At 40.8% G+C, this 20,819-nt stretch carries 18 protein-coding genes; 10 read left to right on the plus strand and 8 right to left on the minus strand.

Annotation, left to right across the window (positions count from 1 at the left end; genetic code table 11):
• Nucleotides 1–112: 112 nt before the first annotated feature.
• From HZB59_05275 to lptB, 10 genes are all read left to right on the plus strand, one after another.
• On the plus strand, nt 113–1,507 hold the full coding sequence (locus HZB59_05275; protein ID MBI5020828.1) for a T9SS type A sorting domain-containing protein: 1,395 nt from the start codon (nt 113–115) through the stop codon (nt 1,505–1,507).
• Between the two features lie 351 nt (nt 1,508–1,858).
• Entirely contained in the window at nt 1,859–2,938 is a 1,080-nt protein-coding gene (locus tag HZB59_05280; protein MBI5020829.1) for a hypothetical protein, read from the plus strand.
• A gap of 63 nt (nt 2,939–3,001) precedes the next feature.
• Nucleotides 3,002–4,162, plus strand: coding sequence for a prolyl oligopeptidase family serine peptidase (locus HZB59_05285; GenBank protein MBI5020830.1), 1,161 nt, complete (start codon nt 3,002–3,004; stop codon nt 4,160–4,162).
• A gap of 144 nt (nt 4,163–4,306) precedes the next feature.
• Nucleotides 4,307–4,756 carry a DUF1801 domain-containing protein gene (locus HZB59_05290; GenBank protein MBI5020831.1) on the plus strand — a complete coding sequence of 150 codons (450 nt, stop codon included), beginning with the start codon at nt 4,307–4,309 and terminating at the stop codon, nt 4,754–4,756.
• A gap of 88 nt (nt 4,757–4,844) precedes the next feature.
• Complete coding sequence (kdsA, locus tag HZB59_05295) at nt 4,845–5,669, plus strand: 3-deoxy-8-phosphooctulonate synthase (GenBank protein ID MBI5020832.1); 825 nt, start codon at nt 4,845–4,847, stop codon at nt 5,667–5,669.
• Between the two features lie 7 nt (nt 5,670–5,676).
• On the plus strand, nt 5,677–6,177 hold the full coding sequence (locus tag HZB59_05300) for an HAD hydrolase family protein (GenBank protein MBI5020833.1): 501 nt from the start codon (nt 5,677–5,679) through the stop codon (nt 6,175–6,177).
• The gene (locus HZB59_05305) at nt 6,174–7,160 is read left to right on the plus strand and encodes a KpsF/GutQ family sugar-phosphate isomerase (GenBank protein ID MBI5020834.1); all 987 of its coding nucleotides are present in this window, start codon (nt 6,174–6,176) and stop codon (nt 7,158–7,160) included. Before HZB59_05300 ends, HZB59_05305 begins: the two co-directional genes overlap by 4 nt.
• 3 nt (nt 7,161–7,163) lie before the next feature.
• Nucleotides 7,164–7,751: an LPS export ABC transporter periplasmic protein LptC gene (lptC, locus tag HZB59_05310; GenBank protein ID MBI5020835.1), complete on the plus strand. Its 588-nt coding sequence runs from the start codon at nt 7,164–7,166 to the stop codon at nt 7,749–7,751.
• Nucleotides 7,741–8,988 carry a hypothetical protein gene (locus HZB59_05315; protein MBI5020836.1) on the plus strand — a complete coding sequence of 416 codons (1,248 nt, stop codon included), beginning with the start codon at nt 7,741–7,743 and terminating at the stop codon, nt 8,986–8,988. The genes lptC and HZB59_05315 overlap by 11 nt, the downstream gene beginning before the upstream one ends.
• Nucleotides 8,989–9,086: 98 nt before the next feature.
• Nucleotides 9,087–9,827: an LPS export ABC transporter ATP-binding protein gene (lptB, locus tag HZB59_05320; protein MBI5020837.1), complete on the plus strand. Its 741-nt coding sequence runs from the start codon at nt 9,087–9,089 to the stop codon at nt 9,825–9,827.
• Nucleotides 9,828–9,906: 79 nt separating this feature from the next.
• On the opposite strand, the gene HZB59_05325 is transcribed toward lptB, so the two are convergent.
• The 8 genes from HZB59_05325 to HZB59_05360 form a co-directional block, all read right to left on the minus strand.
• Nucleotides 9,907–11,463, minus strand: coding sequence for a DASS family sodium-coupled anion symporter (locus HZB59_05325; protein MBI5020838.1), 1,557 nt, complete (start codon nt 11,461–11,463; stop codon nt 9,907–9,909).
• Between the two features lie 62 nt (nt 11,464–11,525).
• Nucleotides 11,526–12,068, minus strand: coding sequence for a hypothetical protein (locus HZB59_05330; protein ID MBI5020839.1), 543 nt, complete (start codon nt 12,066–12,068; stop codon nt 11,526–11,528).
• Nucleotides 12,069–12,153: 85 nt separating this feature from the next.
• Nucleotides 12,154–13,566: a phospholipase gene (locus tag HZB59_05335; protein ID MBI5020840.1), complete on the minus strand. Its 1,413-nt coding sequence runs from the start codon at nt 13,564–13,566 to the stop codon at nt 12,154–12,156.
• Between the two features lie 16 nt (nt 13,567–13,582).
• Nucleotides 13,583–14,947 (minus strand): NAD-dependent succinate-semialdehyde dehydrogenase, encoded by a 1,365-nt coding sequence (locus tag HZB59_05340; GenBank protein MBI5020841.1) that lies wholly within the window; start codon nt 14,945–14,947, stop codon nt 13,583–13,585.
• A gap of 54 nt (nt 14,948–15,001) precedes the next feature.
• Nucleotides 15,002–15,367, minus strand: a complete 366-nt coding sequence (locus HZB59_05345) for a VOC family protein (protein ID MBI5020842.1) — start codon at nt 15,365–15,367, stop codon at nt 15,002–15,004.
• Between the two features lie 54 nt (nt 15,368–15,421).
• The gene (purE, locus tag HZB59_05350; GenBank protein MBI5020843.1) at nt 15,422–15,949 is read right to left on the minus strand and encodes a 5-(carboxyamino)imidazole ribonucleotide mutase; all 528 of its coding nucleotides are present in this window, start codon (nt 15,947–15,949) and stop codon (nt 15,422–15,424) included.
• A 94-nt stretch (nt 15,950–16,043) separates the two neighbouring features.
• On the minus strand, nt 16,044–18,587 hold the full coding sequence (locus HZB59_05355; GenBank protein MBI5020844.1) for a lamin tail domain-containing protein: 2,544 nt from the start codon (nt 18,585–18,587) through the stop codon (nt 16,044–16,046).
• Between the two features lie 124 nt (nt 18,588–18,711).
• On the minus strand, nt 18,712–20,730 hold the full coding sequence (locus tag HZB59_05360; protein ID MBI5020845.1) for an oligopeptide transporter, OPT family: 2,019 nt from the start codon (nt 20,728–20,730) through the stop codon (nt 18,712–18,714).
• Between the last annotated feature and the right edge of the window lie 89 nt (nt 20,731–20,819).

The following is a 20,819-nucleotide window of genomic DNA, read 5'->3' on the forward strand; positions in this document are numbered from 1 at the left end:
AGTATTTTTTATCTATTAAATCGATTTCTTGACATTATCTAACCTAAATCAGTATATTGAACTGGGATGCACAAACTTAAAGACAAGTCGGAATTATATGAGGAATGGAACAATGAATAATATTTATACTAAGTTCACGTGGGTGGTTTTATGCTTTATCGCTGTTGCATCTCTTAATGCGCAACCGAAGTACAGAACTTTCAGCCAATTCTCTTTAAGCGAGAAGAAAGCAAAAGCCGGTAAAGTTCTCAGCAGTAATTCGTCTTTTGTTTTTGGAAATGATGTTAGCGGAATAACTGTAAATGGTTTACATGCCCGGTTTAATTCCGCGATAATTGGTATCCTCGATTCAGGTGGTTTCACATCAATTGTAATTGGTGATAAAAGAAAAACAATCACCGCGAGCGGGCGGACAATTGCTGCAGGTGATTCTGTGATACTTACATTCAATCTGGAAAAGAAAGCTCCGGGCGCTCAGGCAAATTTCTGGTGGTGGGAACTGGATGGTAGTATGATCGGTGATAAACGCGAAGGACTTGCCGGTACTTTCGAAGGTATCTCAATCCAACCTAATGGCGGTAACTTACTTGAATTTATTTACAAACGAATTGTACATCGTCCTCAGGGGATTGTTGTTGGAATGATGACCGATACAAATGATGTGGGGCGGATCAGATACAAAACAGCTGATCGAAAATTTTTCCCCCACTCGGGCGTAGCGCGTTGCTTTGATCGGATTAGCACCGGTTCTGCCATCACGCGTCCGTTCAATCGCGAATTGAAGAATCCGCATGTTAAAAAACATAATAACCATTTGCTGGGCGAAGTTCACGCGTTGAAACTTGCAGTGATTGCAAACGACTCCGGCGCAACTCAGCCCTTAGATACAACAGCATTGGGTGATTTAATATATAATGATCTCGGTAACCCAAGCGATCCGGGAAATGGATTAACGATCCGGCAACTGATTTACCTCGTCGATTCTGCCCTTACATATTGCGACCATTTTGATTTGAATCCCGAAATTTACGCGAAGCTCGATACATGCGTCAGCAGAATCAACCGTGCGTTTGATGGAGATTATATTGCTGTAAGCTTATTCCCGTTTGTCGTTGCAGGAACTCACTCAGTTGATGAATATTCATTCATTCATCCGAATCCCGCGGCGGCTCCGTTTACCAGACGTTCACACGATTATTCAATGTTGGATCAGCAGCCCGAACAAATTTCCTTATTACAGAATTACCCGAATCCCTTCAATCCGACTACAACGATCTCCTTCTCAATTGCTCAGGAGGGACGTGTTACATTGAAAGTATACAATATGCTTGGTCAGAATGTAGCCACGTTGCTGAATAACGAAGTTATTGATGAAGGTGAGCAGGAAATTGAATTTGACGCATCATCGCTGACAAGCGGTGTTTATTTATACAGAGTTGAAGTAACCGACATATCCAATCCCACAAAGATGTTCACGCAAGTGAACAAAATGTTATTGGTTAAATAGACTGACTATTCATCAATCCCAACGCACGGATTGATATGTTGCTTATACAACGGCTCGCGCACCAACGTGAGCCGTTTTTATTTTTACTCAGCAAATCCCAAGACTGGGATGGAGATCTTCTCCCGACCATATTAAAAATGGTTATCTGTTTGTCGCAAAGTACATAAATTACCGACAAATCTTTTTCATGAACAAATATGAACTTTTTGTATATGCAACCTTGTGAAGTGTACATCCACTATCTATATCAACCTTGGCAAGGTTATCTAGTTGGAACAAATTCCTATAAAATAGCTGTTCTCTCTTCAGTAAATAACCTCATCAATCTTAATCACACAACAGCTTATGAGTATGCCAATCATTTTAATTTTATTAATATTAGTCCTTTCTGCTTCGTGCAATAGCGAAAATAAATCTCAAAATACTCACGCTGCCAAGATCGAACAAAATATTGGCGTTGTTGTGGGAGATACAATCCTTGGGAAGGGGAAAGAGATCTGGTCTATTTATCAAGACACAAAAGAGAATTACTGGTTCGCGGTTGAGGGACGAGGTGTATGCCGTTACGATGGGAAAGTGATACAAAACTTTACGGAGAAAGATGGCTTGTGCAGTAATTTTGTCCGGAGTATACAGGAAGATAGAGCAGGCAATATCTGGTTCGGCACACGTGATGGTGTCTGTTTTTTTGATGGAAAAACTTTCAGAACTGTAAATCTTAGCAGCGCCCCGAAAGAAAAAATCTTTCACGGCATTTTTAAAAATAGAAAGGGAGACCTCTACTTCGGTGCGAGGGATGGAGTTCATCACTATGATGGAATATCTTTTACATTTTTACCTTTGCCGTTAGATGAAATTGATTTAAAAATGCGTCGTGAACAACCCTCCTATCAGCATACCGCATACTCGGTTTACAGCATACTCGAAGATAAAGATGGTGTTCTATGGTTCGGCACAGAGACTAAGGGCGTCTATAGATACGACGGGAATTCATTTTCGCGTATCAATAATGAAGAGTTGAATGCACCCATCCGTACAATTTATCAGGATAAGAAAGGGAACTATTGGTTCGGGAATAATGGCAGTGGGTTATTCCATTACGACGGAAAAATCTTGACCAATATTACAAAAGAGAAAAGTTTGAGCAATCCTGCGTTCAGAAAAAGTTTGAAAGGGAAAGAAGGAACACTTGCCCGTGCCTGGACAATCAACGAAGATAACGACGGCAACCTCTGGATAGGAACAATCGATGCAGGTGTTTGGCGTTATGACGAAGAAAAATTAACGAACTACACGGTCAAAGATGGACTGACGAGCAATGCAATCTGGACTATTTATAAAGACCGGAAAGGGGAGTTATTGATTGGAACATTAGGCGGAGGGATTTGCAGGTTCGACGGAAAGAGGTTTACACCGTTCAGTTTTAAATAATGGAGTGGGTTTGTTTTGAGTGGGGAGAAATATTACATTGTTTCGCTAAGATGCAGTGCCCCGATGTCGGATAAAACAAAAAAATATTCACTCCACCCCCATATCATCATTATGATGATCATATCTTGCCTGGGATTTGTAAAAGCCCAAGATACCGAAACTCTTATCTTGAAATATGCAGCATCCAAATACGATACGATTATTTATAAACGAGTAATTGAGCTCGATAAGAACAACAAAATGTATCATGTGAGAGATTATTTTGAAAACGGACAGATTCAAATGGATGCTTTCTATAGCTCATTTGACAAGAACATAAAAGAGGAAAGTCAGTGTAATTACCATTCAAATACAAAAGAGGGAAAATACACGGAATGGCATGAAAACGGACAGATTGAATTTACAGGGAATTATAAAAACGGACTTCACAATGGACTATGCACGAGCTGGTATAAAGATGGACGAAAGGAAGCAGAAGAGAATTGGCTAAACGGACAATTACATGGTAGAACAAAATATTGGACAGAAAAAGGAGATCTGCAATTTGATTTAACATTCGACCATGGTATAAATCAAAATCCCAAGAATGTAAGATATCATTATTTATCATATACGCCGAAAGATTATAATACAGATACTTTAAAGAGATTACCCCTTATAATTTATTTGCATGGAGGTTCACGCCGGGGAACTGATTTAAAGAAATTGTATGCCGATGGAATCCCTGACCAGATATACAGGGGGAGAGAATTTCCTTTTATAATTATCGTCCCGCAATGTCCCGAACATATCAGATGGTCAACTGATAATTGGTTTGAAAATCTTTATAAAGAAGTAACCGATAAATATAGAATTGATACAAACAGAGTTTATCTAACCGGCTTCAGTTTAGGAGGGGCAGGTACATGGTATATCGCCGCAAAGTATCCCGATAAGTTTGCAGCGATTGCCCCAATGAGCGGTTTTACAAGCCACATTGATTACATAGATAATAATATTGATAAGCTGAATAATATACCGATATGGGCTTTTCATGGAAAGATAGATAATGTGGTTCCATTTGAAGAAACAGAAAGAGTAATTAAGAAACTGGAAGGAAAAAACAAAGAGTTGAGATTTTCAGTTGAACATGAAGTAGGGCATTGGATCAATTGGTTAGTTTATCCAAATCAGGCATTGTATGATTGGTTTTTACAGTATGATAAAAGAATGAAAAAACAATGAGCATTAAAGCAATTATTTTCGGTGCAACGGGTATGGTGGCAGGAGAATATTCTGGATACGTTGGATAAGAGAGTTATATAAATTTACCCGGCACAATAGTTGGAACGAGCGGGTTATTATTAAATAATATCATAGGATTGCAACATGACTATCAAAGCTAAAACACCAAAAGAATATATAGCACAACTTCCCGACGACAGAAAAAAAGCGATTGAGTCGCTGCGTAAAGTGATACTAAAAAATCTTCCAAAAGGATTTTCGGAAACTATCAGTTACGGAATGATCGGGTATGTTGTACCACATACAATTTATCCGGGTGGTTATCATTGTAATCCGATCCAGCCGCTTCCGTTTATCGCAATAGCTTCACAGAAAAATCATATCGCGTTGTATCATATGGCTCTGTACGCAGATAAAAAATTATTAGATTGGTTCCGAAAAGGATATCCGAAAGATCCCAAGCTCGATATGGGTAAAAGCTGCGTCAGATTCAAAAAAATAGAAAATATTCCGTTGGAACTCATCGGAAAATTGGTAAAAAAGGTGAGTGTGAAGGATTGGATTAAATTATATGAATCATGCTTAAAAAATTAATTTATCCATCCATCCCGGGAGATTTGGTTGAGATTGCCTCTCATCCATTTTTTTCGTAATATTAGCCAATCAAAATATCTATGCATAAATGATTAAATCAGAGAATTTAGTGATTGGAAGCGGTAATCGGTTAATGCTTATTGCCGGTCCGTGTGTTGTTGAAGGACGTGAGATTACCCTGAAGACCGCCGCCCGTCTTCAAAAACTTACCCACAAATATCAAATACCGTTCATTTTTAAATCTTCTTATAAAAAAGCCAATAGAACGAGCGGGAAATCTTTTTCAACCTTAGGATTGGATGAAGCATTAGCAATTCTTTCGGAGATAAAAAATAATCTTGGAGTTCCAATACTAACGGATATTCATACCGAAAGTGAAATTGAAGCGGTGGTGGGAGTAGCTGATATATTACAAATCCCCGCTTTTCTTTGCAGGCAGACCGAGCTTTTGCAAGCGGCCGGACGCAGCGGTAAAGTAGTGAATATCAAAAAAGGACAATTCATGGCGCCCGAAGATATGAAACATCAAGCGCGAAAAGTTGAATCGACCGGAAATAAAAAAGTTATGCTTACTGAACGCGGCGCTTCGTTCGGTTACCATAATCTTGTGGTCGATATGCGATCGTTGACGATCATGCGTTCGCTCGGTTATCCTGTGATACTCGATGCAACGCATTCTGTTCAACTGCCGGGTGCGGGGAAAAATCAAACCGCAGGTCAACCCGAATTTATTTTCCCGATCGCGCGCGCGGGTGTCGCGGTTGGTATAGATGGATTGTTCATTGAAACTCATCCCGATCCGAAACGTGCTTTGAGTGATTCGGGCAGTCAGCTCAAATTAGATTTGTTGGAAGATTTACTGAAACAAATAATTCCTATCGATAATATTGTGAAAGAAAAACTTGGCATCTGAAAAGAAAATATCGAAAGTACTTCAAAAGAAACTCAAACGTATTCGCATGGTTGTTCTCGACGTCGATGGAGTTTTAACCGACGGATCAATAATTTACGGTTCCGATGAAACCGAGTATAAGCGTTTTCATGTGCATGATGGATACGGGATATTCCGTTCGAGGAAAAAGGGATTGTTATTCTCTATTATTTCCGGCAGGGTATCAAAAGTAACTACAATCCGTGCGAAGCGTTTGGAAATAGCCGATGTTTTTCAAGGCGATGAAGACAAGGTCTCGGTGTTTCAGGAGATCAAGAAGAAATATAAACTTGAATACAACGAAGTATGTTTTATAGGTGATGATGAATTTGATTTACCGTTATTACGGAAAGTCGGCTTCAGCGCCGCACCTGCCGATGCAATGAAACGGGTGCGCAGCGAAGTTGATTATGTTACAAAAGCCGATGGTGGACGCGGAGCTGTGCGTGAAGTAATCGACTTAATCTTAGAGGCGAAGAAATTGTTATGATAGATAGCAAGACAATCATTGAAAAAGGTAAGAACGTTATCCGCATCGAAGCAGAGGCGGTTGCTGAGTTGGAATCACACATCGACGAAAACTTTGCAAAAGCGGTGGAAATTATTTGTGCCTCGAAAGGCAGAATTGTAGTTACAGGCATGGGTAAGTCCGGAATAGTCGCGCGTAAAATCGTAGCCACCCTGAATTCAACCGGAACTCCTGCAATGTATCTTCATCCGACGGATGCTGTCCATGGCGATTTCGGCATGGTCAGAAAAGAAGATGTAGTAGTTTGTATATCGAAAAGCGGTAATACACCCGAGCTTAAACCGCTCATTCCTCTTTTTAAGCGTGTGGGTGTTCCGCTGATATGCATGGTGGGCAATCTCAATTCAATTTTATCTCAGCAGGCAGATATTATTCTGGATGTCGGTGTGAAAGAAGAGGCATGCCCTCACGATCTTGCTCCAACTTCATCTACAACCGCGACAATGGCGATGGGTGATGCTCTGGCTATTGCGCTTTTAGAGAAAAGAAATTTCACAGCCGAAGATTTCGCGCTTTATCATCCGGGCGGAAATTTGGGTAAACGACTTCTGCTCAAGATCGAAGAGATGATGGTCGCGGGTGATGCGGTTCCTATCGTCCATGCGAATGTTCCAACGCGCGATGCGATATTGGAAATGACGTCGAAGCGTTTGGGCGCCACATGTGTTGTAAACAACGAGGGTAAATTACTCGGTATCATTACCGATGGAGATTTACGTCGTCTTCTTCAACAAACTACCGATCTGACTCATCTAACAGCCGAGATGATGATGAAAAAAAATCCCAAAACAATTTCGAAAAACATGCTGGCAGCAGTTGCGTTACAGGAAATGGAAGCACATAAAATCACCCAACTGGTTGTCGTTGATGAAGATAACAAACCTGTGGGAATGATTCATCTGCACGATCTTGTTGAAGCGGGTTTGGGTGGAGAAAACCAGTAATCAATGCAAAAGGAAAAAATCAAAATTAAAAAATTATATCTTCTCAATCCTTTCGCCACATTGTTTGTTGTGTTAATTCTAATTTCTTTCATTATTTATGGTTGCGAATCAAAAGTTAAACCACCTATCACACCAGTTGGATTAGGTTATGATGTACCAAGTCAGGAAAGCTGGAACGCGAATATAACATTCACAGATTCCGGGAAGGTGACGGGGAAACTGCGCGCAGGTCATATCCGTATGTACTCCGATAGAAAAACCACAGAACTCGATTCATTGGTCATTGTCGACTTTTTCGATGATCAACAACACCATACATCAATCTTGACCGCAGAGCGGGGAACCGTGAACGATATTACGCATGACTTCGAGGTCCATGAAGATGTTGTGGTTAAATCCGATAGTGGAACGGTGCTTCGAACCGAACATCTGTATTGGTCTAACACTACACAAAAAGTTCATACTAACGCGTATGTTGAGATTACCTCACCTACCGAACAGATACAGGGACACGGTTTCGAATCAGATAAGAGTTTAAAGCATTACACAATTTTTAAAGTAACCGGCAAAGCCAAGACGAATGAAAAATAATATTTCTCCGTTTTTTATCATCACCATAATTTTAAGTTTCTTCGCTCATGTTCGATCGCAGGAAAAAGACAGCGTTGTGGTTATTGAACATGCCGATAGTCTGGTGGGAACAGAGATCAATGGAGAGAAAGCCCGTCAACTTATCGGCAATGTAAAATTGAGACACGGTTCAACTGTTGTAACATGCGACCGCGCAATTCAATATTTATCGTCGAACAAATTTGAGATGGAAGGGGTTGTTCAGATAAAAGATGATACGATGCGGCTTGTTGGGATGCGCGGCGCGTATTATCAGAAGGAGAAAGTCGGAGAGATGTTTGATCGGGTATTGCTTGAAGATCCTACAACACATTTGCAGGCATCGTATGGTAAATATTTTGCAGAAGAAAAGAAAGCATATTTCAGGGGAAACGTTTATGTTGAAGATACTTCTTCTGTTTTAACATCGGATGAGCTTACATATTATCGTTCGGCTGAAAAATCTGTTGCGGATGGGAATGTAAAAATTAACAATCGACGAAACCGTTTAACGATATTCGGAACTCATTTCGAGAATGATAAGAAAAGACAATACAGCAAGATGACCGGAAATCCGCGACTGATTCAGATCGACACAACATCGAAAGGCGAAACCGATACACTGATTGTAACCGCATCAACGCTCGAATCGTATCAGGACAGCGTTGAGCGGCTTATCGCCACCGATAGCGTTCGTATCACTCGCGGCACTGTTTCGGGCGAGGCAGGATTGACGCTATATTTTACAGAAGCCGATAGTATTTTCATGACAAGAGCACCCTGCATTTGGTATGAAACCGGAAAGAATGAAGACAACCAGATTACAGGCGAGTCGATATTTCTGAAGTTAAAGAAGAGGAAATTAGAGACGGCGTATGTGCGCGGAAGGGCAGTGGCAATCTCCCGTGCCGATACCGTTTATACCGAAAGATTTAATCAAATGACCGGGCAGGAAATTATTCTTCGGTTCGTCGATGATAAAGTGAATCGAATCAATGTTATCACAACAGCCACAAGTTTGTATTATCTTTTCGATAACGGTAAACCAAACGGGATGAATGTAACAACGGGAGATGAAATCATTGTGCTCTTTAAAGAAGGTAAGATAGATAAGATAAAAGCATTATCCGGTGTCGAAGGGAAATATTATCCGGAGAAAATGATCAAAGGAAATGAAGCAGACTACAACCTGCCAGAATTCAATTGGAAAAAGAAATGAATTCTCCCGATATTTTTAACATCGTGAAATAAACTGTATATTATCCGATAATGAATCAGCAAATTGAAAATACTCCCGAAACTCAACCACGAGACGTTATGAACGGAAGCGTCTTGCGATCCGAGGGGCTTTTCAAACGTTACAAGAAACGGTACGTTGTTAATAATGTAAATGTTGAAGTGCGTCAGGGTGAAGTGGTGGGCTTGCTTGGTCCCAATGGCGCGGGGAAAACTACAACATTCTATATGATCGTCGGGATGATAAAGCCGACAGATGGAAAAGTGTTTTACAACGGTTCAGAGATTACATCGGAGCCGATGTACAAGCGCGCGAGAATGGGTATTGGATATCTTTCGCAGGAAGCATCGGTCTTCAGAAAATTATCGGTGCAGGATAATATCACTGCCGTGCTCGAGTTAATGGGTATCGGTAAGAAAGAACGGGAAGAAAGATGTCAGCAACTGATTGACGATTTTGGATTGAACAATATTGCCAAAAGCAAAGGTTATATGTTATCGGGCGGAGAGAGGCGCAGGACCGAAATTGCACGCGCTCTGGCAACAAAACCGAAATTTATTTTGTTAGACGAACCATTTGCCGGTATCGATCCGATAGCAGTTGAAGATATTATGCGCATCGTTCAGGGTTTGAAGAACCGCGGCATCGGAGTTCTCGTCACCGATCATAATGTTCACGAAACGCTTTCAATAACCGACCGCTCGTATTTGTTATTCGAGGGAAAGATAATAAAATCAGGATCGGCAGAAACACTTGCCAACGATCCCGAAGCGCGGAGATTGTATCTGGGCGAAAAGTTTAAGCTTGATAGGTACGAATAAACTAAAATTTGTTGTTAATAGAGTGGTCTAATCACAACAAATTGACACACAAACGAAAACACTTTCAAAATACTTCGTTTTAAAACACACCAAACAAAAGTTGACTTATCACCACAAGAACGAATATGGTGATTATCCAACCCAAAATATCTAAAACAAAACCGGCTTTAATCATATCTTTCAACTTGACGTAACCAGTACCGTACACAAGCGCGTTCGGAGGCGTGGCAACAGGAAGCATAAACCCCATCGATGATGCCACGGCTACGGCAATTGAAAGAGCAACGGGATTTTCTCCGGTAGTCAGCGCAATCGAAATGACAATCGGGACCATCATCGATGTTACAGCCGTATTGGATGTAACTTCGGTCAGGAAATCTATTAAAAATATAATTATTATCATCAGTAAAAGAGTTGATGGTGTCCCGAAAATTCCGATAAATGAGGTTGCTATCCATGTGGCAAGTCCGGTTTTAAACATCGCATCCGAAAGCGCTATACCTCCGCCAAATAATATCAATGTTCCCCAATCAACAAATTTTGTATCGTGCCATTCGAGAAGGAACTGTCCTTCTTTCAATTTTACGGGAATCAAGAAAAGAAGAACGCCGCAGAATAATCCAATCAAATACTCGTCTAACCAGAGCAACTGTGTTTGCAGCCATACCGGAAATATGTACTTCCAAAAAGGATTTGAAATCCAGAGAAATACTGCCAGCAAAACAACGGCAATGGTTCGTTTCTCGCCGGAGGAAAGTTTCCCGAGTAACGATTGTTCTTTCCGGAGTTGCTCTTTCCCTCCTGCGAGTTTATCAATTTCGGCGGGAAATATTTTTATGAGTACGAACCATGCTACCGGTATTGCCAGAATAACATAAGGGATACCAAATTTCATCCAATCCAAAAATGATATTTGTCTGTATCCGGGATCGTTCGCGAACGTTGAATTGAGAATCGCGAGCGCGATCCCATTCGGTGGTGTGCCAATGACTGTACCAACACCACCGATGGAAGCAGACCATGCAATTCCCAGCATGAGTGATGTCCCGAATCGTGACTCGCCCGGTTTCACACCGATAAACGAAAGGACACCCAATCCTAACGGAAGCATCATCGCGGCGGTCGCGGTATTCGAAATCCACATCGATATGAATGCTGTCGTAATCATGATACCGAGCAATATGCTTTTTGTATTGTCAGCGAGATTTCCACGGGTGAGGATATATAACGTAAGTCGTCTGTCCAATTTCCATTTTTGCATAGCACCTGCAAGGAGGAATCCGCCAAGGAAAAGATAAATAACAGGATTCGCGTAATTAAGCAATGTGCGAAGAAAATTGAATTCATAGAGGTTATCGCCATGCAAGCCGGTGATTTTTAAAATTGGAAATAATACAGCGGGCAGCAGTGCCGTGGCGGGGATTGGTATTGGCTCTGTTATCCACCAAATTATCATCAGAGTAAGAACAGCGAGAACCGATTGCATTGATCTGGCGAGTAATTGTGGATCGAGAAATATTTGCTGTTCTGCTATGAGTCGTTGGCCTGTCGTCAGAAATATATCTAGTGTAGGTAAAATAAGTATGATGATGAACGATAAGATACCTAAAATGAATCCGACCGATTTAGTGTTCATTTTATTTTATTAGAAATTAAATTCGAAATTCTCATGCCGGTCAAAAATATCTGGAATGAATATTATTTAACTTCAATTATTTCCAGCAAATCAACAAGCATGGCACTCGGAATATATCCACCTGAACTCATCGATAGAACTAATTTAGAATTTGCCGGACAATACAGGATAGATTCAGATCTATATGATTTCCAGATTGTATCCGATATGACTACAAAAATATAATTTTTTGGATTCTCCGGAATGAAAACCTCAGGTACTGCCTCTAATTCTACAACCCCACCGATTTCTAGATTTTTCCCCCAACATCGTAATACCAACTTTCTATCATGACTGCTTGATGGAAGCTGATAAGATGTATGTGGAACAAGACAACCACCGGAAACATAGGCGGATTGTTTTCCGCCGAAACGAGGTGCATCGTTTCTAAATTCCATCCAACCCTTCCAACCGATTGTGTCGGACGATGATTCAAAGGAATTGAAATAAATTCTATTCTCCGGTGATGGAAGTAACTCTATGGGTTGCTGCATCCAATCACATCCGCGAAGGAACGATAACAGAGATAAAAAGCTAATTGTGACTATTGAGTTTATCCAAATCATATATACCTCCATGATGTAGATAATTTAGTTTGAATATTGATTAAGGAGCATCAATTCTAATTCCAATTCCTTATATGACCTTAATTTATTTATCTCCTGATTTAAAAACAACCCATGGCTGAGAGGGTCGATCTTTAATAAGTCCACTCATCCAACCGAATTGCGGATGCACTTCCAGATATTTTTTTGCATCAAATGGAGTTCCGCAAGAAGAACCCCATCTGCCAGCAAACGACATTTCTTTAGCTATAGTCGCATCTAAAACTTTTCCGTCAATTGAGCCACCGGCATCGTACGGAGTACCGTCGCTGGAGTATCGCGGATCGAGTTCATCATGTCCGCATAGAGAGCGCCCGCCGGGATTATTCATCTTCAAATATGTGTCGAAATGATCGGCTTCAAACAGTTTCGCAGTTTCGAGATTGATTTTTCCTTTATACTCTTTCATAAGTTGATTCCATCTGACTCGCCGAGCAATTGATGAATATTTTATGTTCGTATTATCGGCGTGTGTTTCGAAGCGGAGAAGTTTTAAATCTTCCGCGATATTTGATCCGGTGAAATATCCATCGGTCTTCTTCTCAAATCCAACACATTTCAAACCGAGTTCCAAGCGGGCAATTTCATTTGTCTTAATATCGCCGAGCAGCCATGCATTCGCGTAGCCGCCATTGTTATTATTCTTCATGATCTCACACCACTCTTCTATGTTGTTTGCATACTGAGTCGCGTGTCTCATGCGGGAAAATTCAGGAACTCCGCTGGTATCGAAAGGAAAGAATCCGCCTATCGTAGTTTCAGATCCTACAAGTCCGGCATCTGTGACAAAAAAATCTGTCCCGCTGTGAATCCAGCCGGTGAAGGTTTGCATTAATATTCTATGTCCGCTATCGGGAAGAATGTCGAGAACAATATTGCAATCTGATTCAGGGAAACCGACCATAGAATTATGTCCAAGCACAATTTTGCCATCGATTGTCATACTACCAGTCGCAATAAAAGAACTGCACGATTGTTTTTTCGGTTCAACGGCATTTGGGCTGATTGAATCTTTTACTGTTGGCCACCAATACCATGCCAGTTCAAAAAAGCCGTTCAGCGTAATCAATTCATCCCGCGTGACAAAATATTTTGCGGCTTTCATGCCATCAACCATACCATTAATTTCATCAACAAGTTCGGAATCAACTTTTGGTGTGAACATTTCACCAGCTTTTCGAACGAGCCACAACCAATCCATCGCGGTTTGATAGTTCCAGACTTTTACGCGAGTTTGAATCGCCTCATTAATTTCCTTCGCAAGAAGATAACCATGCTGGAAACCACGCTCCTGCGCGTTACCTTCCAGATGAAGATATATCCATCCGGCTTTTTCTGTGCGGAATGATTTTGTAAGCCATAACTTCTGTTCAGCCGAAAGTGAATCTGATTGTTGTGCAAGAATGTAAAAAGGTATTGTTAATGTAAAGATTATTGTAAGTGCAATATATTTTTTCATATAATCCTTAACAAAATTATTTTATCCAAACTGTTTTGATATTCACAAATTCTCGTATTCCAAAAGCACTTAATTCGCGCCCGTATCCGGAGTTCTTCACTCCTCCAAACGGTAATCGGGGATCGGAAACAACCATTCCGTTTATGAATACCGATCCGGTTTGAAGCTCATCGATGAATTGCTGTTTTTCTGAAGCGATTTTAGTCCATGCGCTCGCTCCCAAACCGAACGGTGAATCGTTTGCGAGTTTTATTGCTTCATTTATGTTATTCACTTTGAATAATGAAGCAACCGGACCGAATAATTCTTGTGAATGTGCCGGCGAATCTTTCGGAATATTCGTGATGATAGTAGGCTCATAATAATTTCCGGGTCTGTCTATGCGATGACCACCCGTAAGAATACGCGCGCCCATTTTAACGCTCGTATCAACTTGTTCTTCCAGTTCATTTAAAAGAGCAGGTGTCGCGAGGGGACCGATATCGCAATCATCTAACATAGGATCGGATACTTTTAATTTTTCCGTCTCTTCGATAAAAAGAGATGTGAATTCTTTGTAAATTTTATTGTGCACAATGAACCGCTTTGCAGCTATGCAAGATTGTCCGTTATTAATTGTCCTGGCTCTCACTGCGATTCTTGCTGCTTCCTCGATATTCGAGCTCGGCATTACAATAAAAGGATCGCTTCCGCCTAATTCAAGAACCGTTTTCTTGATTGCTTTACCGGCAATGCTCGCAACTGAACGACCTGCCGGTTCGCTGCCTGTTAATGTTATAGCTTTAATTCTATCATCTTCAATTATTCTTGAAACTTTATCGGAACCGATCAGGAGTGATTGAAAAGTTTCATCCGGAAAGCCCGCTCGCCTGAAAATATCTTCTATTGCGAGCGCGCATTGAGGCACATTTGATGCATGTTTAAGTAATCCAACATTTCCCGCCATCAGGGCAGGTGCCGCAAATCGGAACACTTGCCAAAAAGGAAAATTCCATGGCATTACTGCGAGTATAATTCCAAGTGGTTGATATTTTATGTAACTTTTCGATGCGGTAGTTTGCACTAATTCATCGGCTAAAAAATGTTCCGCCTTCTCTGCGTAATATCTGCATACCCAGGCGCATTTTGCCGCTTCTTCGGCTGCCGACCATAATGGCTTACCCATTTCGGTTGTCATAATTCCACCGAATATGGTTTTCTCTTCTTCAAGAATATCGGCGGCTTTGTTCATCATCGCGGTACGTTCTTGAAAAGATATATTTTTATATTTCTGGAAAATATTTTCGGCGAGAGATATCTTAACCTCTAACTCCTCGGGAGAAAGTGGATTGAAAGTTTTTAGAATTTCACCGGTTGCAGGATTGATCGATATTATTGACATGGGATCAATTAAAAGTTAAAAATTAAAAGATAAAAGTAAAATTAAAAATATAATTTAAGTGGATGAAAGCACGAAAATATTTCCTTCGGAATCGACAAACTGGGCATAAGTTCCCCAAGGTGCAGTAGTGGGGGGGACTTTAAATTCAACGCCGCGTAATTTTAATTCCTCATATGTAGTATTCACATCCGCGCACGTAAATGCCATGTTCATGGAAGTGCCGATCCGGTTTTCGTGACCCGTCGGAGTGAATAATACTACTTTAGTCTCAGATTTGCCTACCTGCATTTCGATCCATCGTGAATCATCGTTGAATTTCTGATCTGTAATTAACGTGAACCCCAATTTTTCCGAGTAAAACTTTAGAGCCCTGTCATAATCCGAAACCGGTACACTTATAAATTTCACATGACTAATCATAATCATCCTTTAATAACTTGAATCATTCCAACAATCCATTACTCGGCTATTCATTCACTTGCCGGGTTTCTTCAGGAATTCTTTGTAGTCAACTTTCTCGAGTTCATGTATATTTTGCTCTACTTTTTTCTTTAAAGATTTTTTAAATTCTTTCAGTTTGACTGCAACTTTAGAATCGCAATGTGCGATAATTTGTGCGGCTAGTATGGCGGCATTTTGCGCTCCGTTCAATGCTACAGTTGCAACCGGAATTCCCGACGGCATCTGTAAGATCGATAATATCGAATCCCAACCATCGATAGAATTCGTCGATTTGATCGGAACACCGATTATGGGCAGGGTGGTCATAGATGCGATGACACCGGGCAAATGTGCTGCACCTCCTGCGCCCGCGATGATTGCTTTGATCCCGCGCTTCTGAGCGGTCGTTGCATATTGAGCGGCACGTTCCGGTGTGCGGTGAGCCGACGCGATTGTAATTTCGAACGGGATCCCGAAATTTTCCAGCATTTCCGCGGCTTCTGCCATTATCGGCAAATCCGATTTACTCCCCATTATAATTCCAATAAGTGGTTTTTTCATCTCTTCTCCTTGATAATTTAAATTGTTCCTCGTGCCAATTTAAGAAGAATGAGTTTAACAATCAAACATCAACGGTCAATTAATATTGACATAATTACATTTTGGTCGCGACAACAAGGGGCGATTTCACATTCGAAAGTGTGCTACCAAAACTATCTAATGCTTCCAGGAGAACAATATAAATCCCAATGCGGACTCTATTTTTGTTGTCATTATATCCGTTCCAGATGATATCTCCCCGCGAACCGCTTGGTTCATTTTCAGCGAGTGTCCGCACCAACCTTCCGGTCAAATCGTAAATTCTCACTCGAATCGTCGCTGTTGATGAATGTAATTCATAATGAATTATTGTTACATCCTCGTATCCATCACCGTCGGGTGAGAAAGGATTGGGAGTGAAAGAAATTGAACTGTTATCCGGGACAGTGACCGTAAATAAACTATTTTGAAATGAAGGCGATCCGCCTAAAGAGTTTGCGCTTGTACTCCAGTTTCTTCGATCGTGGCTTGAAAGATTTGGATTGATTCTCTCTAACGATCTACCTTCAACATCTTCGATATCGGAGTTGTGCCACCAGGGGAAATAATGAACACTGTCGATTATTTCTCCGGTCAAATCTGAAAGAATAATTTCGTCACCGTCATTATTCAAGCTTAAGCATCCATCTTTAATAATCACGTTATAATTTGAATCTCGAAGATAAGAGAATCGATTGTAGATCGATGAATCAAAAGCGATTACTAAAAATTCTCCGCTACCGATGACGAACGACGAATTACTAATGACATATTTGCTCGATGAATTTGTGTCTTTAAAATCTGTTAGTCTCCATTCAGAAAGATCAACGAGGTCGGTTCCGTTATTAAAAAGCTCAACATATTCAGCATCGCCGGTTTTCGGTTGGTACATGATTTCATTAATAGCGATGACGTTCTTTCCGAAGCGATTCTTTATCTCGAAAAAGATCGTATTATCAGTCAGTCTCATATCGAGAGGGTAATCGATAATGGATATGAGAATCTTTTTACCGGGAGGTAGATTATTCCATGTAAAATCGATCGCCAAGGAATCTTTAAAAATCAATGGTGAAATTATTTGATGTGATGAGATTAGTTCTGAGGCATCGGCAATCGAATCGCCATTCGAATCGAAGTAAAGGGAGACGGAAAAATTCTGAGCTATTTGATGCCCGGCATTCCGAACAACGACTCTGATTGTCGTCGTATCAATGGCGTACGCATTCACGATGCAAAGATCGTATTCTAAAGGAGTAAGATAGTTTTGAAGACCGGGAGTACTGCCAACTGAATCTTTCGATGATCCCCAATTTGTGGAATCAGTAGATCCAACCTCGGGTTCGATTCTCTCTAAAGAATTCCCTACTGAATCGTTCCAGGATGGGAAATAATAAACGCTATCCATTATCGCCCCCCGGTCATCAAAAAGAACTACTGCATCACCCGTATTATTTAAAAAATATGTCGGTAACGAATTGATTTGCAAAGTTGTTGCAGAAATATCCGGATGAACTGCAGCGAATAAATTTAGGTCCTTCGTCAAAACGCAGTAAGCGTTCGGAGGGATCTGAATATTTTGATTCGTGATAAGATGTTTCGTTGATGAGTATCGGTTGCTGATCTTCCAACCATTCAAATCAACCGTATCCGAATAATTATTATACAACTCCACCCATTCCGGCCCAGGACTATCAGGAGCGAACATTATTTCATTCACTACGACGGAGGATGGTGGTATACCGACGGATAAAGTATATTTCTTAAGATTATTGGAAAGATTCTGATCTCCAGTTAGAATCGCATTGATAAATATCCATTCTTTTCCAAACAAGGGTTGAATTAAGATGGCTTGAACTGCTGTTGTTTCAGCGGGTTGAAGTAATTTTTGGGTTGATGCCGATGAAAATACTTCATCTGGTTGAGGGAGCGAGTCGTGATTTTTATCTTCATAGAAATCGACCGAAATATTTTGCACCGGTTGTAAACCGGAATTTTTCAAAATTGCCTGAACGACTACGGAATCTCCAATAATCGGAAAAGTGGGAAAGATGTTTATGTAGTCAATAGATATATCCGTGTTGTATAACGCAGTTATCAGTACATCGTCAAAACGAATTGTACCGGATGTGCCGGTTCCATTGCCGATAACTCGCCATCGAAATTTTATATTGCTTTGATTATTTAGTGAAGGAGAGAGTCTAAATTTTCTAAGGACGTACGATGTTGTTCCGGGATTTTTCAATGTATCGCTAATCGGGATATCGAATGTTATTCCTCCGTTAGTGGATGCTTCGATCAATAAACCGGAATTATGGCTGCTCGATCTTCGCTCGTAAAATTTTAGACTGTCGGCCTCTTTGTTTGAAAAATCGATCAAAGGCGAGATCAACGCTTGGCTTATGGTGGAGTTTGTGCTAATCGCCGCGTTTGAATCGGAATAAGGAGATGATTTTGTCGTTATGAAATCTCCTGTTACTGATTTATTCGTTGTTGTTGTCCATTGAATTGGCAGAACAGGCGGTGTAACAGAATCGAAATTTTGAAGATAAGGAAATTGACTGATTTGTCCTTTTAACTCAGAACAAAAAAGAGTTAGAAACAAAAATATAGAATATCGCATACTCTTCCATCGCTCCTAAGAAGTTTAACAATTTCTCGGCGCCGGGGAGACGGATATTTTGAAACGAATATATGCGGCTCGGTTAAGAGCCGCATTCAAATCTAAAAATTATTACGCTGTTGGTTTAATCTTCCTTCGCGCGCATTGAATCCCATACCATGTATATGAAGAGAAGTGCGAACATGATCAATCCAAGTATTTCACCATTTGCACTCTCTGCCCAATGAGCGAGGTACCAATTGGAAATTCCGAGATCAAGCTGGAATCTTTCAATGAGCATTTGATCCGAAAATCTCAAAAATGCATTAAACACACCAAACAGAGCGCCGCCTGCAATGAATCCGGAAGCGATGAGGGTTCCGCGCGAGAAGCGAGCGTTGTTAAGTTTTTCATTCTTGGATCGCGAAGTCACCCACCATGCTACAAGTCCGCCGAACACGAGCGGAACATTCAACTCTTGCGGAATGTACATTCCGAGTGCGAATGCAAGGGGTGGTATTTTTATCATCACTAAAATTAAAGCGATAATAGCACCTACAAGATACAATATCCATGGTGCCGGTGTTGCGGACATCAACGGTTGTATCACAGCCGCCATTGCGTTTGCCTGTGGTGCAACCATCGCATTGGGACCAGTGAAGCCGTATGTTTTGTTCAATATCATTACAACTCCACCAACTGTTGCCGCTGAAACCAATACGCCTAAAAATTTCCAGGTTTCTTGTTTCTTTGGAGTTGAACCCAACCAGTAACCAATTTTCAGATCTGTAATAAAACCACCTGCGACGGAAAGTGCTGTGCAAACAACACCGCCTATGATCAGTGCAGAAATCATTCCCGAGGTTCCTGATAGTCCAATTCTTACAAGAACGAACGATGAAAGAATCAGCGTCATCAATGTCATACCGGAAACAGGATTGGTACCAACAATAGCTATTGCATTTGCTGCAACAGTTGTGAATAAGAATGAAATTATAATTACTATCAATAATCCGACTAATGCATGTGTGAAGTTAAAAACCACACCGGCATAGAAGAAGACAAAAAGCATCAAAGCTGTTAATAAAATCATTATGACGATGAAATTCATTCGCAAATCTGTTTGCCAGCGAATTGTTTCATCGCTGTCTCCGGATTTTTTATGCAAGATTTCATTATAAGCTAACTTGAATGCGCCGCCGATAATTTTTGAAGAGCGGAGAATCCCAACAATTCCTGCCATGGCAATTCCACCGATACCGATTTGTCGGACGTATGTTCTAAAAATTTCTTCAGCACTCATATCGGCAATTAATTTTGTAGCGGTCGCTCCAAGAGGAGTGGTAAGATGCTGACCAATTTCATAGAAAAGTGGAATAAGAACGAACCATGATAAAAACGAACCGGCAGCGATGATTGCAGAGTATTTCAAACCGACAATGTATCCTAAACCAAACACCATTGCTGAAACATTCAGCTTTGCAACAACTTTTAATTTGTCGGCAACTACTTCTCCATAATGAAACATTCGCGAAGTGACAACTTCCGACCACCATCCGAACGCGCTGAAAGCAAAATCAAAAAAACCACCGAGTAATCCTGCTACAACTAAAACACCGGCTTGTTTGCCGCCTTTTTCACCTGCAACTAATATTTCAGTTGTCGCGGTAGCTTCAGGAAACGGAAATTTTCCGTGCATATCTTTTACAAAATATTTTCTGAATGGAATCAGGAACAAAATGCCGAGGAATCCACCGAGAGCAGATGCCATAAACATCTGCCAAAAGCTTGCATCGAGATTGAGGATGTACAATGCGGGAATTGTAAAGATAGCTCCGGCAACGATAACACCTGAACAAGCGCCGATTGATTGGATGATAACATTTTGTCCGAGGGCATTCGGTTTTTTAAATGCAGCAGATAGTCCGACTGCTAAAATCGCGATTGGAATTGCCGCTTCAAAAACCTGTCCGATCTTTAAACCGGAATAAGCCGCGGCGGCTGAGAATAGGACTGCCATAACAAGTCCCCACCCAACAGACCATCCCGTAACTTCGGGGTATGGTTTTGCCGGATCCATAAGAGGGTAATACGCTTCTCCCTCTTTCAGTTCTTTATAAGCATTATCAGGAAGACCGCTAGTTGTATTGGTTTGATGTTCCATTAGATTCTCCTGTTGTGAATATTGTGTATATCGGCACTGTTTGCCCGATAATAATTATGTAGATGAAGTTAAAAAAAAATATTAAGCAA

Source organism: Ignavibacteriales bacterium, assembly GCA_016214905.1.
Lineage (GTDB): Bacteria > Bacteroidota > Ignavibacteria > UBA10030 > SZUA-254 > PNNN01.

Coding starts and splice junctions, on each gene's coding strand:
- HZB59_05325 (MBI5020838.1), bottom strand. CDS start 11,463: ATGAACACTAAATCGGTCGGATTCATTTTAGGTATCTTATCGTTCATC.
- HZB59_05305 (MBI5020834.1), top strand. CDS start 6,174: ATGATAGATAGCAAGACAATCATTGAAAAAGGTAAGAACGTTATCCGC.
- HZB59_05335 (MBI5020840.1), bottom strand. CDS start 13,566: ATGAAAAAATATATTGCACTTACAATAATCTTTACATTAACAATACCT.
- HZB59_05330 (MBI5020839.1), bottom strand. CDS start 12,068: ATGATTTGGATAAACTCAATAGTCACAATTAGCTTTTTATCTCTGTTA.
- kdsA (MBI5020832.1), top strand. CDS start 4,845: ATGATTAAATCAGAGAATTTAGTGATTGGAAGCGGTAATCGGTTAATG.
- HZB59_05275 (MBI5020828.1), top strand. CDS start 113: ATGAATAATATTTATACTAAGTTCACGTGGGTGGTTTTATGCTTTATC.
- HZB59_05345 (MBI5020842.1), bottom strand. CDS start 15,367: ATGATTAGTCATGTGAAATTTATAAGTGTACCGGTTTCGGATTATGAC.
- HZB59_05280 (MBI5020829.1), top strand. CDS start 1,859: ATGCCAATCATTTTAATTTTATTAATATTAGTCCTTTCTGCTTCGTGC.
- HZB59_05340 (MBI5020841.1), bottom strand. CDS start 14,947: ATGTCAATAATATCGATCAATCCTGCAACCGGTGAAATTCTAAAAACT.
- purE (MBI5020843.1), bottom strand. CDS start 15,949: ATGAAAAAACCACTTATTGGAATTATAATGGGGAGTAAATCGGATTTG.
- lptB (MBI5020837.1), top strand. CDS start 9,087: ATGAACGGAAGCGTCTTGCGATCCGAGGGGCTTTTCAAACGTTACAAG.
- HZB59_05360 (MBI5020845.1), bottom strand. CDS start 20,730: ATGGAACATCAAACCAATACAACTAGCGGTCTTCCTGATAATGCTTAT.
- lptC (MBI5020835.1), top strand. CDS start 7,164: ATGCAAAAGGAAAAAATCAAAATTAAAAAATTATATCTTCTCAATCCT.
- HZB59_05285 (MBI5020830.1), top strand. CDS start 3,002: ATGTCGGATAAAACAAAAAAATATTCACTCCACCCCCATATCATCATT.
- HZB59_05290 (MBI5020831.1), top strand. CDS start 4,307: ATGACTATCAAAGCTAAAACACCAAAAGAATATATAGCACAACTTCCC.
- HZB59_05315 (MBI5020836.1), top strand. CDS start 7,741: ATGAAAAATAATATTTCTCCGTTTTTTATCATCACCATAATTTTAAGT.
- HZB59_05355 (MBI5020844.1), bottom strand. CDS start 18,587: ATGCGATATTCTATATTTTTGTTTCTAACTCTTTTTTGTTCTGAGTTA.